The 13,855-nt window shown below is 67.5% G+C and carries 13 protein-coding genes; 7 read left to right on the top strand and 6 right to left on the bottom strand.

The features are described 5' to 3' along the window. Positions 1–13: 13 nt before the first annotated feature. Positions 14–358, bottom strand: coding sequence for a helix-turn-helix transcriptional regulator (locus CDO46_RS18215; protein ID WP_176400786.1), 345 nt, complete (start codon positions 356–358; stop codon positions 14–16). A gap of 313 nt (positions 359–671) precedes the next feature. Between CDO46_RS18215 and CDO46_RS18210 the strand changes: the two genes are divergently transcribed. Next, positions 672–1,415, top strand: coding sequence for a sulfite exporter TauE/SafE family protein (locus CDO46_RS18210; RefSeq protein ID WP_087839901.1), 744 nt, complete (start codon positions 672–674; stop codon positions 1,413–1,415). 19 nt (positions 1,416–1,434) lie between these two features. On the opposite strand, the gene CDO46_RS18205 is transcribed toward CDO46_RS18210, so the two are convergent. Then, entirely contained in the window at positions 1,435–3,378 is a 1,944-nt protein-coding gene (locus CDO46_RS18205; protein ID WP_087839900.1) for an FAD-binding monooxygenase, read from the bottom strand. 119 nt (positions 3,379–3,497) lie between these two features. Between CDO46_RS18205 and CDO46_RS18200 the strand changes: the two genes are divergently transcribed. After that, positions 3,498–4,880, top strand: coding sequence for a GntP family permease (locus CDO46_RS18200; RefSeq protein WP_087839899.1), 1,383 nt, complete (start codon positions 3,498–3,500; stop codon positions 4,878–4,880). 31 nt (positions 4,881–4,911) lie between these two features. Here the strand turns inward: CDO46_RS18200 and CDO46_RS18195 are convergent, their stop codons facing one another. The 3 genes from CDO46_RS18195 to CDO46_RS18185 all read right to left on the bottom strand — a co-directional run bounded on the left by CDO46_RS18195 (position 4,912) and on the right by CDO46_RS18185 (position 6,917). Beyond that, positions 4,912–5,391 carry a bacteriohemerythrin gene (locus CDO46_RS18195; protein ID WP_087839898.1) on the bottom strand — a complete coding sequence of 160 codons (480 nt, stop codon included), beginning with the start codon at positions 5,389–5,391 and terminating at the stop codon, positions 4,912–4,914. A gap of 94 nt (positions 5,392–5,485) precedes the next feature. Beyond that, complete coding sequence (locus tag CDO46_RS18190) at positions 5,486–5,962, bottom strand: hemerythrin domain-containing protein (protein ID WP_087839897.1); 477 nt, start codon at positions 5,960–5,962, stop codon at positions 5,486–5,488. Positions 5,963–6,023: 61 nt separating this feature from the next. Continuing rightward, positions 6,024–6,917, bottom strand: coding sequence for a LysR family transcriptional regulator (locus tag CDO46_RS18185; protein ID WP_087839896.1), 894 nt, complete (start codon positions 6,915–6,917; stop codon positions 6,024–6,026). Between the two features lie 115 nt (positions 6,918–7,032). On the opposite strand from CDO46_RS18185, the gene CDO46_RS18180 reads away from it, so the two are divergent. The 3 genes from CDO46_RS18180 to gtdA are packed head-to-tail and all read left to right on the top strand — an operon-like array spanning position 7,033 to position 10,123. Then, positions 7,033–7,908, top strand: coding sequence for a fumarylacetoacetate hydrolase family protein (locus CDO46_RS18180; RefSeq protein WP_087839895.1), 876 nt, complete (start codon positions 7,033–7,035; stop codon positions 7,906–7,908). Continuing rightward, positions 7,905–9,095, top strand: a complete 1,191-nt coding sequence (locus CDO46_RS18175) for a 3-hydroxybenzoate 6-monooxygenase (RefSeq protein ID WP_087839894.1) — start codon at positions 7,905–7,907, stop codon at positions 9,093–9,095. Before CDO46_RS18180 ends, CDO46_RS18175 begins: the two co-directional genes overlap by 4 nt. Next, positions 9,092–10,123, top strand: a complete 1,032-nt coding sequence (gene gtdA / locus CDO46_RS18170) for a gentisate 1,2-dioxygenase (RefSeq protein ID WP_087839893.1) — start codon at positions 9,092–9,094, stop codon at positions 10,121–10,123. Before CDO46_RS18175 ends, gtdA begins: the two co-directional genes overlap by 4 nt. A 9-nt stretch (positions 10,124–10,132) precedes the next feature. Here the strand turns inward: gtdA and CDO46_RS18165 are convergent, their stop codons facing one another. After that, positions 10,133–11,026, bottom strand: a complete 894-nt coding sequence (locus CDO46_RS18165; protein WP_087839892.1) for a LysR substrate-binding domain-containing protein — start codon at positions 11,024–11,026, stop codon at positions 10,133–10,135. Positions 11,027–11,133: 107 nt separating this feature from the next. On the opposite strand from CDO46_RS18165, the gene CDO46_RS18160 reads away from it, so the two are divergent. Beyond that, positions 11,134–12,117 carry a tripartite tricarboxylate transporter substrate binding protein gene (locus CDO46_RS18160; RefSeq protein WP_087839891.1) on the top strand — a complete coding sequence of 328 codons (984 nt, stop codon included), beginning with the start codon at positions 11,134–11,136 and terminating at the stop codon, positions 12,115–12,117. Positions 12,118–12,139: 22 nt separating this feature from the next. Then, on the top strand, positions 12,140–13,819 hold the full coding sequence (locus tag CDO46_RS18155; protein ID WP_087839993.1) for an FAD-dependent monooxygenase: 1,680 nt from the start codon (positions 12,140–12,142) through the stop codon (positions 13,817–13,819). The last annotated feature ends 36 nt before the right edge of the window (positions 13,820–13,855 follow it).

Here is a 13,855-nt window from a genome sequence, read left to right as displayed (position 1 = left end):
GTTCATTGGGAAATCAACATGCGGTGCATGCGTCGGCGCCGGAGATTTCACAGGCGGCGCCCTGGCAGCAGTGTTCGGTCAAATAGCCGAGCAGCCCGTTCATCTGGGCGAAGTCGGCGCGATAGATCAGGTTGCGCCCCTGTTGCTCCACGGTCACCAGGCCAGCGTGCGCCAACTCTTTCAGGTGAAAGGACAGGGTATTGCGGGCGACCTGGAGCTGGTCTGCCAGGGTGCTCGGCGTCAGTCCGGCCGGCCCTGCCACGACCAGGGCGCGAAAGGTTCGCAGCCGTTGGGCATGGGCCAAGGCGGAGAGCGCATTGATGGCTTGGATCTCGTTCATTATTCTACGATACAACATTCATTGAACTATTGTGTGAGTAATATGTTGCAGGTTTTGGAAAGCGGAACGGTGCCAGTTGCGTCAGGTGAACGGCTGAAGTTTCACCATTGGCTGTGCTGGACGTAGATGCCGCCGAGCGCTTGACTGGCGGCACTGTCGGCAGGTCGGGACACGCGTTCCCCTTACAGGGTCAAGGAAATTCTCCTATTTTCTCACAAAATGATATCGATTCGCATTATTGTTCTTGCAGTGCGGCCAGCAGGGTTGCGGCGGGGCTATACTCGCCGGCGAAAAAAGAACCGTAATGAAACGGTTCCATGGGGGAGCAGCCATGACGGCTGGAATTTTCGCCATTGTCAGCCTGTTGACCGTATTTGCCGCCTTCCTGTCGGGCGTATTCGGCATGGCGGGCGGCATGGTGCTGATGGGCGCCTTGCTGTTGCTGATGCCGGTCTCGGCGGCCATGGTCGTGCAAAGCGTGGCCTTGCTGGCGTCGAACGTCTGGCGCGCGGTGCTGTGGCGCGCGCATACCGATTGGCGGATCGTGGGGCGTTTCGCCATGGGGGCCGCCGTCGCGTTTGCGCTGATGTTCAGCGTCCGGTTCGTTCCCAGCCGCAGCCTGGCGCTGATCGTGCTGGGGTTGAGCCCTTTCATCGCGCTGGCGGTGCCGGCCCGCCTGGCGCCCCAGGCGGAGCGGCGCATGGCCGCGGAAATATGCGGCTTCGTGTGCCAGGTCATGCATCTGCTCAGTGGCGTCACTGGGCCGCTGCTGGATATTTTCTTCGTGCGCTCGACCACCATGGACCGCCGGACCGTGGTGGCGACGAAGGCAACGTGCCAGGTGCTGGGACATGCCTCGAAGCTGGCGTATTTCGGCGGCGCGCTGGGCGCGGCGGAGCTGTCGGCCCAATGGTGGCACTGGGGGGCGATCATCGGGTGCGCCGTGGTCGGCACCTCGTTGAGCCGGGCCGTGCTCGAACGCATCACCGACGCGCAGTTTCGCCGCTGGACCCGGACGATCGTGCTGGGAATCGGGACCGTCTACCTGATCCAGGGCGTGGCGTCCATGATGTAGCTGGCGCGCCGCAGCCTTCCTAGCCTGCCTCCACCATGAAGCCGTCGAAGAACCCCGCCAGTTCGGCGTGGGCATCCAGCGGCAACACGTGCGCCACGTACTGGTCCGGCCGCACGATCACCACGCAGCCGCGCCGGCGGTCGATGCCGCGCATGTCGAAGATGTCCTGGCCGCTCTTGAGGTCGGGGCAGAACATTTTCTCGTAGTCGATCAGCCCATGGCGGCCCTTGCGCGGCAGCAGGAAGGACGGCATGGTTTCCAGCGCCAGCGTGCGATGGCCCTGCTGGAAGACCGCGCGCACATCGATCACGGCGTCGACGTCGGCCCCTGCGGGCGTGTATTTGCGGATCGGCGACTGGCTTGATCCGGCCAGGAAACGGCACAGTTCCCCGATGGCCGAGGACGGCGCGGCGGGGTCCGCGGCATCGGCAAAGGCGAACACGCGCCAGCGGCCGTCGGCCTTGACCGCGTGGCCCAGGTGCATGGGCTTGGCGTCGGCCAGGCGGATGACCGGGGCCGAGTGGAAGCGCATGCCGATGGTCAGGCCGCGCGCCAGTTCCTGGTGGGTCGGCTCCGCGCTGATGATGGACGGGTAATAGCGGGTTTCGGTGCCGGCGGTGAAGCGGCCCTGTTTGACGAAGTAGCGCTGGAATTCGGCCGGGTCGATGCCTTCGCTGTCGTCCCTGGAAGGATCCTTGGGCGCGGCGCTGAACATCTTGGCGAACTCGCGATCGAAGTCGATCAGTTCCTTGGCGACGGTCTGGCGTTCCTTGGAATAGGTATGCAGGATCTGGGGCGTGCTCTGGCCGCGCAGGACGGCGGCGAGTTTCCAGCCCAGGTTGAAGCCGTCCTGCATCGAGACGTTCATGCCCTGGCCCGCCTTGGGGCTGTGGGTGTGGCAGGCGTCGCCGGCGATGAAGACCCGGGGCAGGCGGGCGTGTTCTTCCTGTTCGGGCACGTCGTCGAACTTGTCGCACAGGCGCTGGCCGATCTCGTACACGGACCACCACGCGACTTCCTTCACGTCCAGGGTGTAGGGGCGCAGGATGCGCTGGGCGGCGGCGATCAGGCGGTCGGACGTGATCTGCCGGCTGGCGACGCGCTCGTTCTCGTTCAATTTGTCGAGTTCGATGTACAGGCGCACGAGGTAGCCGCCCTCGCGCGGGATGATCAGCACGCTGCCTTCGCTGGCCGAGTGGATGGCCGACTTGATGCGGATGTCGGGGAAGTCGGTGACGGCCAGCACGTCCATCACGCCCCAAGCCTGGTTGGCGGATTCGCCGTGCAGCGCGCGTCCGAGCGATTTGCGCACCGCGCTGTGGGCGCCATCGCAGCCGACCGCGAAGCGGGCGCGCACGGTCTCGACCTGGCCTTCGTGTCCGGCATCGGTGCGTTCGAAGCGCGCCGTGACCGGGTGGGTGGGCGTGCCGCCGGCCGGGGATTCGGCAACGGCCAGGTCCAGCAGGCGGCGCGAGTAGTGGGGCTCGAGCCGCGACGGCGCGTTGCGCATGACGTCCAGGTAGAAGTCGTGGACGCGGGCCTGGTTCAGGATCACGTGGGGGAACTCCGAGAGTCCGTCCTCGGTGTCCTGGATGCGGCCGCTGCGAACGATGTGGTCGCGCTGTTCGTCGTCGGGCTTCCAGAACGAGGTCTCGTTGACCCAATAGGCTTCCTTGAGCACGCGCCGGCTGAAGCCGAAGGCCTCGAACATCTCGACCGTGCGGCAGGCGATGCCGTCGGCCTGGCCCAGTCGCAGGGGACCGGGTTTCTGTTCGACGATACAGGTCTTGAGGTCGGGAAAGGCCGCCAGTTGCGTGGCCAGGGTCAGGCCGGTGGGGCCGCTGCCCACGATCAGGATGTCGACCTCGTCCGGCAGCGCGTCGGCGCGCGGGCCCGCGGCGTGCCCGGCAGGTTCGGAGATTTCAGGGTCGCCGGGCTTGAACCCGTTCAGATGGAATTGCATGGCGCATCGGATTCGGCAAAGTGACCCTGTCATTATCTCAGTTATCCCCCCGGGTGTTTCGTATAGACTGGGCAACGGTACGAGTTCTTTCCTACGGCTTCGGCATCCACAGGGAAACCATGACCCACGACGATATTCAGCTTCTGGTGGCCGCCCTGATCAGCGTGCTGGCGCTGGTCGGGCTCATCGTGTCGCGGCTGCGGCTGCATCCCTTGCTGGCGCTGCTGGTGGTGTGCGTGGGGGTGGGGTTCGCCACCGGCATGGCGCCCGACACCCTGGTCAAGGCCATCACCAACGGGGCGGGCAAGACGCTCGGAGCCGTGGGCGTCGTCATCGCCCTGGGGGCGATGCTGGGCAAGGTGCTGGCGGACACCGGGGTGACGGACGGATTGGCCGGGGCCATCCTGACGAAGGCGTCGCCATCCAGCATTCCATGGGCCATGGCGCTGGTGGCCTTCATCGTCGGCATCCCCATGTTCTTCGAGGTGGGTCTGGTGGTGCTGCTGCCGCTGATCTTCAGCGTGGCCCGCAAGCTGGAGGAGCAGAAGGCCATCAAGGGCTCCGCCTACGTCTACGTGGGCGTGCCGGTCATCGCCGCGCTGGCGTCCATGCACGGCATGGTACCGCCGCACCCCGGGCCCCTGACCGCCATCGCCACGCTCAAGACCAGCGTGGGCGCCACCATGATCTACGGTTTCATCGCGGCGATACCCTCGATCGTGCTGGGTGGCCCGGTCTATGCCCGCTTCATCGCGCCGCGGCTGACGGTGCGGCCCGACCAGGCGCTGGTGGACCAGTTCTCGGTGGGCAAGGCGGACCCCGGCCGGCCGGTCGGGATCGGGCTGGGCGTGCTGGTGGCGCTGCTGCCGGCCATCCTGATGCTGGTGCACGCGCTGGCCGAGATGCTGGTGCCCAAATCCTCGTTCACCTTCAAGATGGCGGCTTTCCTGGGCAATCCCATCATCGCGATGCTGATCGGCGTGCTGTTCGCGGCCATCGTGCTCGTCTACGCCCGGCACGGCGACGCCGAGAAGCTGCGCGATGCGCTGGGCGCCAGCCTGAAGCCGGTGGCCGGCATCCTGCTCATCATCGCCGGCGGCGGGGCGTTCCAGCAGGTATTGACCGACGCCAAGGTGGGCGATGCCATCGTGCACCTGACCCAGGCCTTCGCGCTGCCGCCGCTGGTACTGGGGTGGATGATCTCCATGCTGCTGTCGGTCTCCACCGGCTCGGCAACAGTGGGCATCGTGGGCGCCTCGGGCCTGCTGGCGCCGCTGGCCGGCGCCGACCCGACGCTGAACCTGCCGCTGCTGGCCCTGTCGATCGGCTGCGGATCGCTGTTCTTCAACTACGCGAACCACGCCGGCTACTGGATGGTGAAGGAGTCCTTCGGCATGACCATGGGCGAGGCGACGAAGACGATCTCGGTGGTGCAGTCCATCGTGGCCGTGGTCGGCCTGGCCATGGTGCTGCTGATGAACCTGCTGCCGCCGCTGGCGTAGCGCGGCGGCCTTCCCGCCTTATATTTCCACCTTATATTTTGCGCCGCAGCACGATGGGCTTGCCGCCGTAGGCGCGCTTGCTCATCCAGGCGGCCAGCGCCGCGTCCAGGTAGTCGGCATGGCCGGGGAACCACTGGAACAGGTGCAGGGCGAAGTCGTGCACCAGCGCCACGTCGGCCTGCCCGCTCAGGAACAGTTCGCGCACCTCGCGGGTGGATTTCATGACCGCTTCGTGTTCCTGCACGTGGCAGTCGGACGGCGGGAAGTCGGTGGTACGCATCCACTCTTCTTCCTGGCCGAAGTGCGATTTCACGTGTTCCTCGAACGCGTCCAGCGCGGCCGGCGCGGAGTCCTGGGTACAGGTCAGCAGCCGGAAGGCGACGTCGTAGAACTCCTTGTGCGACTCGTCCATGGGGTGGAATCCGAGCAGCCGGGCATCGGACCAAAGAAAGCTGGTGTCGCTTTCCGGGCGAGGAGCGCTGTCGTCGCGCAAAGTCGGTTCTTGCTTCATGGGGCTTCTGGGTAGTATCGACAAGCAGGTGGACATGGTACCCCGCTTTTGGGGGCAGCCGGGCAGCGAAGCCTCCCGCCCGGCTGCCCGGCCGTCAGGCCGGGACGGTGCCCATCAGCTCTTCCTTGCGCGTTGCCATCATGTCCGCCGCTTCCCGCAGGTCGATCTTCTTGCTGACGATCTTGGGAAACAGTTCCTCTTCTTCTTCCTTGACGTGATGGTTGATGTATTCGCCCAGGACGGTGACCTTGGCATCGTACATCTCGTCGGTGGGCTTCATCGCCTGGATCTGCGCGATCAATTCCTTGGCGCTGGCATGCTCCACGACCGCCTCGTCCAGCAGGTCTGCAAAGGGTTCCCCGCCTTCCTGCCGGACCAGGGGATAGAAGATTTCCTCTTCCAGCTTGGTATGGATGGTCAATTCTTTACAGACCGTCTGGGCGATTTCTTCCTTTTCCGCGTCGGATCCCGCGTCCTTGAACTGCTTGAACAGCTTCTTGGCATTGCGATGGTCGTCCAGCAACAGGCTCAGGGCGGCCTTTTGCGGGGCCGGTATGGTCGATTTGTTCATAAGGGTTTCTCCAGAGTGCCCCTCTCACTGAGGTGGGGACCCTTAGCAAACGCCGTGCCCGCTACTCCTGGAACACGCTGGCCGCGACCGCCCGCAGCCATTTGCAGCCTGGATCGCGGTGATAGCGCTCGTGCCAGTACTGGCGCACCAGGTAGGACGGCAGATCGAACGGCACCGCCAGGTAGCGGATCGTGCCGTGGGCGGCCAGGATGCGAGCCAGGTGAATGGGGGCCAGCGCGAGCAGGTCGGTCCTGGCGACGATTTCCTCCAGGCCCAGGAAGGACGGTACCCACAAGGCCGTCTTGCGGACGATGCCGGCGTCGTCGATCGCCTTGTCCAGCAGCCAGTGGGCCGTGCCGGTGGTCATCACGGCCACGTGGGACTCCGACAGGAACTGGGATTTCGTCAGTTTCGCCTTGACGCGCGGATGGCCGGCACGGACCAGGCAGACATAGTGTTCGCTGAACAGCGTCTGCTGGTGGAAACCCGCCTGCATGCTGGTCGTGTAGCCCATGGCCAGGTCGGCATCCCCGGTTTCCAGGCGGCGCGGCGTGTCCGGATCCAGGTCTCGTATCTCCAGGCGTACGTGGGGGGCGATCTCGGCCAGGCGGTTCAGCAGACGGGCCAGGACGACCATCTGGCCGGTGTTGGTCATGCAGATGCGGAACACCCGGTCGGACGTGGCGGGATCGAAGTCCGGGTCCCGGCCTTCCGTACCGTCGAACAGGGCGAGCGCGCCCTGCACCGCGGAGGTGAGCGAGGCGGCGCGGGGCGTGGGCACCATGCCGGCGGACGTGCGCACGAACAGCGGGTCCTTGAAGTGCCGGCGCAGCTTGCCCAGCCGGATGCTGACCGACGGCTGGCTCAGGCCCAGTTCGTCGGCCGTGGCCGATACGGTGCCGGTCTGGCCCAGGGATTGCAAAAGGCGCAGGTCCGTCAGGTCGAGTTTGCTCATGGAGGGCGAGAAAGGGATATTGTATTTTTAAATATGATGAATAAATTCTAGTCGATTGACGCAATAGTGCGGCATCCCTAGTCTTCCTGCCTGACATTCCTGCAAGGAGACATCCATGCTGCTTTGCCGCTTCGACGCGGACCGGCTGGGGCTGGTGGAAGGGGACCGGGTCCGCGACGTCACGCCCGCTCTTGCCGTCCTGCCCGCCCATACCTATCCGCTGCCGCCCTTCGACCCGCTGATCGCCAACCTGGACGTGGTCCGGCGCTGCATCCGCGACCTGTTGCCGGGGGCGCCCAGCCTGCATTTGAAGGACGTTTCCCTGCTGAGCCCGGTGGCCAGCCCGGGCAAGATCATCGCGGCGCCGGTCAACTACCTGAAGCACCTGGACGAAGCCCGGAGCGATGCGCAAATCCATCATCGCAACCAGGTCGGCGAAATCCAGCGCGTGGGCCTGTTCCTGAAGGCCACCAGTTCCCTGGTCGGTCCGGCCGCGGGGGTCGCCCTGAAGCATCCGGATCGCCGCAACGACCACGAGGCCGAGGTGGTGGTCGTGATCGGCCGGCGCGGCCGCGACATTCCCGCCGCGCGGGCGTACGAGTACATCGCCGGCTATTGCGTGGGGCTGGACATGACCACCCGCGGGCCGGAGGAGCGCAGCCTGCGCAAGTCCATCGATACCTATTCGGTCCTGGGACCATGGATGGCGACGCCCGACGAAGTACCGGATCCGGCCAACCTGGATTTCTGGCTGACCGTGAACGGCCAGCCGCGCCAGCGGGCCAATACCCGGGACCTCGTGCTGGGGATACCCGAGCTGATCGAGCTGGCCTCGTCGTTCTACACGCTGCATCCCGGCGACCTGCTGTTCACGGGGACGCCGGAAGGCGTCGGGCCGGTCGAGGCGGGCGACGTCATCGACGTCGAGGTGGCCGGCGTGGGCCGGATGACGGTGGCCGTGCGCCAGGCGCAGGCGGGAGACCCGGCATGAGCGCGGACGATACATCCAGGGTCCTGGTGGCGGGGGGCGGCATAGGCGGTCTGGCAGCGGCGCTGGCGCTGGCGCGCACCGGGCGCCCGGCGACGGTGTTCGAGCAGGCCGAGACCTTCAAGGAAATCGGCGCCGGCATCCAGCTGGGCCCCAACGCCTTCCATACTTTCGATGCGCTGGGCATCACCGACAAGGTGAACCGGCTGGCCTCGTTTCCCGACGACATCGTCGCGATGGACGCGCTGTCCGGCGAACGGTTGGTCCAACTGCCCGTCGCCCGCCTGTTCCCGCAACGCTTCGGCCGGCCCTACGGACTGATCCACCGCGCGGATTTGCATGCGGTCCTGCTGGAAGCCTGCCGCGAAAGCGGGCGCGTCACGCTGCATGCCGCCACCAAGGTGCAGGACTACAAAGACACGCCGGACGGCGTCGTGGTCCGTACCCAGCGTGAGGAGACGTTCACTGGCGCGGCCCTGATCGGCGCCGACGGGCTCTGGTCCACCATCCGCGCGGGCATCGTGGGCGACGGCAAGCCCCGCGTCTCGGGCCATATCGCCTACCGCGCGGTGCTGCGCGCCGACGAAGTGCCCGACAGCAATCGGCTGAACGCGATGGTGGTCTGGATGGGGCCCAAGTATCACCTGGTCCACTACCCCCTGCGCGGCAACGAGCTGTTCAACCTGGTGGCCGTGTTCCACAGCGATCGCTACGAGGACGGCTGGGATACCTACGGCGACCCGGAGGAACTGCACCTGCGCTTCCAGGGCGCGCATCCCCTGGTCCTGGGCATGCTCGAGAAGATCGAGTCCTGGCGCATGTGGGTGCTGTGCGACCGCGAACCCGTGGCCAACTGGAGCAAAGGGCGGGTCACGCTGCTGGGCGATGCCGCGCATCCGATGCTGCAATACCTGGCGCAGGGCGCCTGCATGGCGATGGAAGATGCCGTGTGCCTGGCCGGCAAGGTGCAGGCCCATCGGGGCGACATGGCCGCCGCGTTCCTGGACTACCAGCAGGCGCGCTACCTGCGCACCGCCCGCACGCAGCTGACGGCGCGGCTCTATGGGCATGCCTACCACGCCGCGGGCGCCACGCGCGACTTGCGCAACGCGTTCCTGGGCGCCAGGACGGCGGAGCAGACCATGGAAAGCATGGCCTGGATGTACGACCCGAAGGAGATTCCGCGATGACGGACGACATGCGCGCGCGGCGCGAGGCGTTCTACGGCCGCATCGACGCCAGCCATTGCACGCCGCTGTGGGAAGTGCTGCACGGCCTGATCACGCCCACGCCGTCCACGCCCTGCCAGCCTTGCCATTGGCCGTGGGCAACCATGTGGCCCTACCTGCGGGACGCGGGCAACCTGATCAGCGCCGAAGAGGCCGAGCGCCGGGTCCTGGTGCTGGAGAACCCGGGGCTGCGCGGCCGGTCCCGCATCACGCACAGCCTGTATGCGGGGCTGCAGCTCATCCTGCCCGGCGAAGTGGCGCCGCCGCATCGCCACTCGCAGTCGGCCATGCGTTTCGTCCTGCAGGGCAAGGGCGCCTATACGGCGGTGGACGGACGCCGGATCGCGATGGAGGAGGGGGACTTCGTCATCACCCCGTCGTGGGCCTTCCACGACCACGGCAATCCCTCCGACGAGCCCATGGTCTGGCTGGACGGGCTGGACGTGCCCATCGTGGAACTGTTCGACGCGCAATTCATGGAGAAGGGCGAGGCCGCGCCGTCGGGGCAGGGCGGCGATGGCGCGGACAACCTGGCGGCCTTCGGCGCGACGATGAAGCCGGTGGGTTTCGAGCCGGCCAGCCGGACCTCGCCGCTGTGCTGGTACCCGTACGCGCGCAGCCGCGAGGCCTTGCTGGCCTTCGCGCGGTCGCAGGCGCCGCATCCGTGCTGGGGCCACAAGCTGCAATACGTCAACCCCGTCACCGGCGGGTGGCCCATGCCGACCATGGGTACGTTCCTGCAGTACCTGCCGGCCGGTTTCGACGGCGCGGCCTATCGTTCGACCGACGCCACCGTCTATGCCGTGCGAGAAGGCAGCGGGACGTGCCGCATAGGCGGACGGGAACTGCGCTTTGGCCAGCGCGACGTGTTCGTCTGCCCGTCATGGATGCCCTACACCCTGCATGCGGATGCCGATACCGTCCTGTTCAGTTTCTCGGACCGGCCGGCGCAGCAGAGCCTGGACATCTGGCGCGAGCAGGCGGGCTGAGGGCCGCGGTCACATCGAGACCGCGGCGCGTTCGAACAAGGTGGACAGATAGGCCGCCGCCGGCGTCAAGGGTACGCCGGCGCGCGAGATCTGCACGATGTCCGGGCCCTCGATGTGCTCGCGCACCGGGATGGCCTCGATCACCCCTTCGAACAGGCGGGCCTGCAGCCACTGCCGCGGCAGCATGGCGAGCGCATCGGTCGAGCTGAGCAGCGCCGCCACGCCCACCATGGATTCGGCCTGGGTCATGGGCACCGGCGGGGGCAGCCCCTGGCTGGCGAAGGCATCCTCGAATTCGGCCTCCACGCGTTCGCGCACGCCCGTCAGGACCCAGTCCTCGTCGACCAGTTCCGCCAGGCTGGTGGCGTGGCGCCGGGGATGGCCCTTGCGGCCCACGACCACCCGGTCATTGTGGAACAGCAGGTCCACCTTGTAGCCGTCGCCGATGGGGCGCGCGGGCCGGGGACCGATGAAGAAATCCAGGGTACCGTCCTGCAGGCGGCCTTCCAGCATGGAGAAGAAGCCTTCCATCATGCGCAGCCGCACGCCTGGATATTTCTTGCGGAACCCCTGGTGCGCCCGCGCCGCCATGACCAGCCAGACCGCGCTGGACAGGCCGACGGTGACCGTGCCCGATGGGGTGCCCAGCAACTGCGCCACTTCTTCGCGCCCGCGCTGGAGTTCCGCCATGGCGGCGTGCGCGCGGCCGTAGAAGGCCTGGCCGATGGGGGTGAGCACCACGCCGCGCGCGTGCCGCTCCAGCAGGGGCGTGCCCAGTTCGCCTTCCAGTTCGCGCAGGCTGCGGGTCAGCGCGGGTTGGGCCAGGCCCAGCGCCCGCGCGGCGCCGCGCACGCTGTGCGCGTCGGCGATGGCGACGAAGTCGCGCAGGTGGTGCAGTTTCATGTCGATAACGCCTAGGTATCGATGGAAGGATTTTGCCATCTTTCTGTAAGCACTGACCTTACCTAGACTCGTCTCCGACAACAAGTACCCCATTACGGAGACAAACCATGACCCTAGCCAGATTCGCGGCAACCCTGTTCTGCGCCATGGCATTGCAGCCCATGGCCGCCGGCGCGGCGCAGCCGGATGCCTTTCCCACCCGGCCGGTGCGGCTGCTGAGCCCGTTTCCGGCGGGCAGCGGCCCCGATGCCGTAGCCCGCATGGTGGGCGAGCAGTTGTCCAAGGACTGGGGCCAGGCCGTCGTGGTGGAACCGCGGCCGGGCGGCAACGGCTTCATCTCGATGGAGGCGGTGCGCCGCGCCGCGGCCACCGGCTATGACCTGGGCGTCGTCGACGTGGGCCACATGGCGATCAATCCCAGCCTGTTCCGCAAGCTGCCCTACGACCCGGTCAAGGATTATGTCCCCGTCGGCGGGCTGTACCGGACCTCGTTCTTCGTGGTGGTCTCCAGCGGCAGTCCGGTCAAGTCGGTGGCCGAGCTGATCGCCGCGGCCAAATCTTCGCCGGGCAAGGTGACGTACGGTTCGTGGGCGGTCGGCAGCCCTGGCCACCTGGGCGCCGCGCAGGTCGAGGCGGCCACGGGCACGCAGATGCTGCACGTGCCGTTCAAGGACACCGCGCAACTGTACGCGGCCGTGGCCAACGGAGAAGTGACCTGGGCGCTGGGTTCGTACGCCACTGCCGGCGCGCTGATCCAGGCCGGCAAGCTGCGCGTGCTGGCGGTGGCCGACGGCCAGCGATCGTCGGCCCTGCCCGACGTGCCCACGCTGGAAGAGGCGGGCGGACCCCGGGGCGTGGATGCCTCCACCTGGGTCGCCCTGGTGGCGCCGGCGGGCACGCCGGCCGAGCGGGTCGAGGCGATCTCGCGCGCGGTGCGCGCGGCGCTGGACGTGCCCGAGGTCAAGGCCAGGATGGCCACGTTCGGATTCGTGCCCGCCGCCGTTCCCGGCGCGACGGTGTCCGAGTGGATGCGCAAGGACACTCCCCGCTATGCCGAGATGGTGCGGCGCACGGGGGCGACGACGGACTGAAGGAAGCCTTACCGTGAATACCATGCAGACAGAAGTCGCCATCGTCGGCGGCGGTCCCGCCGGCCTGATGCTGGCCATCGAACTCGGGTGCCGGGACATTCCCTGCGTCCTGCTGGAAGAGGATGCCGATCCGCCGGCCTTTCCCAAGGCCAACGCGACCTCGGCCCGGACCATGGAGCACTATCGCCGGCGGGGTTTCTCCGACGAGATCCGGGCCCTGGGCCTGCCGCCGGATTATCCGCAGGACGTGGTCTATTGCACGCAGCTGGCCGAGCACGAGCTGGCGCGGTTCAGGATCCCGAGCCGCGGCGAGGCGGCTCGGCGCAGCGAGGCCGGCGGCCATGCTCCGGACAATGCCGGCGACTACGGCAGCGATGCGTGGCCGACTCCCGAGCTGCCGCATCGGGTGCAGCAGATGCTGATCGAGCCGGTGCTGCGCCGGCGCGCGGCCGCGTATCCAAGCGTGCGGCTGTGCCTGGGGCAGCGCGCGGTGGCCGTCGAACAGGACGAGCAGGGCGTCACGGCCACGGTCGAACCCGAAGGCGGTGGTCAGGCGTGGCAACTGCAAGCGCGCTACCTCGTCGGGTGCGACGGTCCCCGCAGCCTGGTGCGCAAGTCGCTGGGCGTGGGCTATTCCGGACAGGGCAGCGAGCAGCGCGATTTCTTCGGCGGCCAGATGTTGTCCATCTACTTCCGGTCCAGGCGGCTCTACGACGCGATCGGCAAGCAGCCCGCCTGGCAGTATTGGGCCGTGAACGCGCGCCAGCGGGGGCTGCTGATCGCCGTGGACGGCATCGAGACCTTCCTCCTTGCCGTGCAACTGGCCCCCGGCCAGGCGCCTGGCGACATCGATCCGGTCGCCACCGCCCATGCCGTGGTGGGCAGGGAATTCGACTTCGAACTCATCGATCGCCTGCCCTGGGTGGCCGGCTATACGCTGGTGGCGGACAGGATGGCCGGTGGCCGCGTGTTCCTGGCGGGCGATGCCGCGCATCTTTTCACGCCCACCGGAGGCATGGGCTACAACACCTCGATCGACGACGTGGTGAATCTGGGCTGGAAACTGGCCGCCGTCATCCAGGGCGCGGCCCCGCCCGCGCTGCTGGACAGCTACGAGCGCGAACGCCGGCCCATGGCGCTGCGCAATACGGCCTTCGCGCGCAGCATGGCGGACAGCATCGGCAACCTGCGCGCCGGCGCCGACATCGAGGAAGAGAGCGAGGCCGGCGTGCGGGCGCGCGCCGAGCTCGGCCGCCGCCTGGCCGCGCACGTGGCCAGCGAGTTCAACATTCCCGGCCTGCAATTAGGCGTGCGCTACCTGGACAGTCCCATCGTCGCGGTCGAGCCAGGTCCCGCGCCGCAAGACGATCCGAACCGCTACGTGCCCCTGGCCTTGCCGGGGTCGCGCGCGCCGCATGCCGTCGTGCGCGGCAAGGTGCTGTTCGACTTGTTCGGGCGCGACTTCACGCTGCTTGCCTTTGGCGCGCTGCCGGCCGGCGAGCGCCAGGCGTGGCACGCGGTGGCGGACGAGTACGGCCTGGGCCTGGAGGTGCTGGAGCTCGACGATGACGCCGCGCAGGCGCTTTATGGCGCCGAGCGGGTGTTGATCCGGCCGGACCACCATATCGCCTGGCGGGGGCGGGCGGGGGCCGATGCGCGGTCGACGCTGGCCCGGGCGACAGGCCGGGGGCGGATGGGCTGACCGCCGCCGGCGGCACCATTGCGCGAACGCACCGTC

Source organism: Pigmentiphaga sp. NML030171 (assembly GCF_002188635.1).
Classification (GTDB): domain Bacteria; phylum Pseudomonadota; class Gammaproteobacteria; order Burkholderiales; family Burkholderiaceae_B; genus Pigmentiphaga; species Pigmentiphaga daeguensis.
This window is presented reverse-complemented; position numbering and strand designations above follow the sequence as displayed.

Bases quoted from the DNA above. Each gene is read 5' to 3' on its own strand.
- CDO46_RS18205 (WP_087839900.1), bottom strand. From the start codon at position 3,378: ATGCAATTCCATCTGAACGGGTTCAAGCCCGGCGACCCTGAAATCTCC.
- CDO46_RS18190 (WP_087839897.1), bottom strand. From the start codon at position 5,962: ATGAACAAATCGACCATACCGGCCCCGCAAAAGGCCGCCCTGAGCCTG.
- CDO46_RS18210 (WP_087839901.1), top strand. From the start codon at position 672: ATGACGGCTGGAATTTTCGCCATTGTCAGCCTGTTGACCGTATTTGCC.
- CDO46_RS18155 (WP_087839993.1), top strand. From the start codon at position 12,140: ATGCAGACAGAAGTCGCCATCGTCGGCGGCGGTCCCGCCGGCCTGATG.
- CDO46_RS18195 (WP_087839898.1), bottom strand. From the start codon at position 5,391: ATGAAGCAAGAACCGACTTTGCGCGACGACAGCGCTCCTCGCCCGGAA.
- CDO46_RS18200 (WP_087839899.1), top strand. From the start codon at position 3,498: ATGACCCACGACGATATTCAGCTTCTGGTGGCCGCCCTGATCAGCGTG.
- CDO46_RS18160 (WP_087839891.1), top strand. From the start codon at position 11,134: ATGACCCTAGCCAGATTCGCGGCAACCCTGTTCTGCGCCATGGCATTG.
- CDO46_RS18175 (WP_087839894.1), top strand. From the start codon at position 7,905: ATGAGCGCGGACGATACATCCAGGGTCCTGGTGGCGGGGGGCGGCATA.
- gtdA (WP_087839893.1), top strand. From the start codon at position 9,092: ATGACGGACGACATGCGCGCGCGGCGCGAGGCGTTCTACGGCCGCATC.
- CDO46_RS18185 (WP_087839896.1), bottom strand. From the start codon at position 6,917: ATGAGCAAACTCGACCTGACGGACCTGCGCCTTTTGCAATCCCTGGGC.
- CDO46_RS18180 (WP_087839895.1), top strand. From the start codon at position 7,033: ATGCTGCTTTGCCGCTTCGACGCGGACCGGCTGGGGCTGGTGGAAGGG.
- CDO46_RS18165 (WP_087839892.1), bottom strand. From the start codon at position 11,026: ATGAAACTGCACCACCTGCGCGACTTCGTCGCCATCGCCGACGCGCAC.
- CDO46_RS18215 (WP_176400786.1), bottom strand. From the start codon at position 358: ATGTTGTATCGTAGAATAATGAACGAGATCCAAGCCATCAATGCGCTC.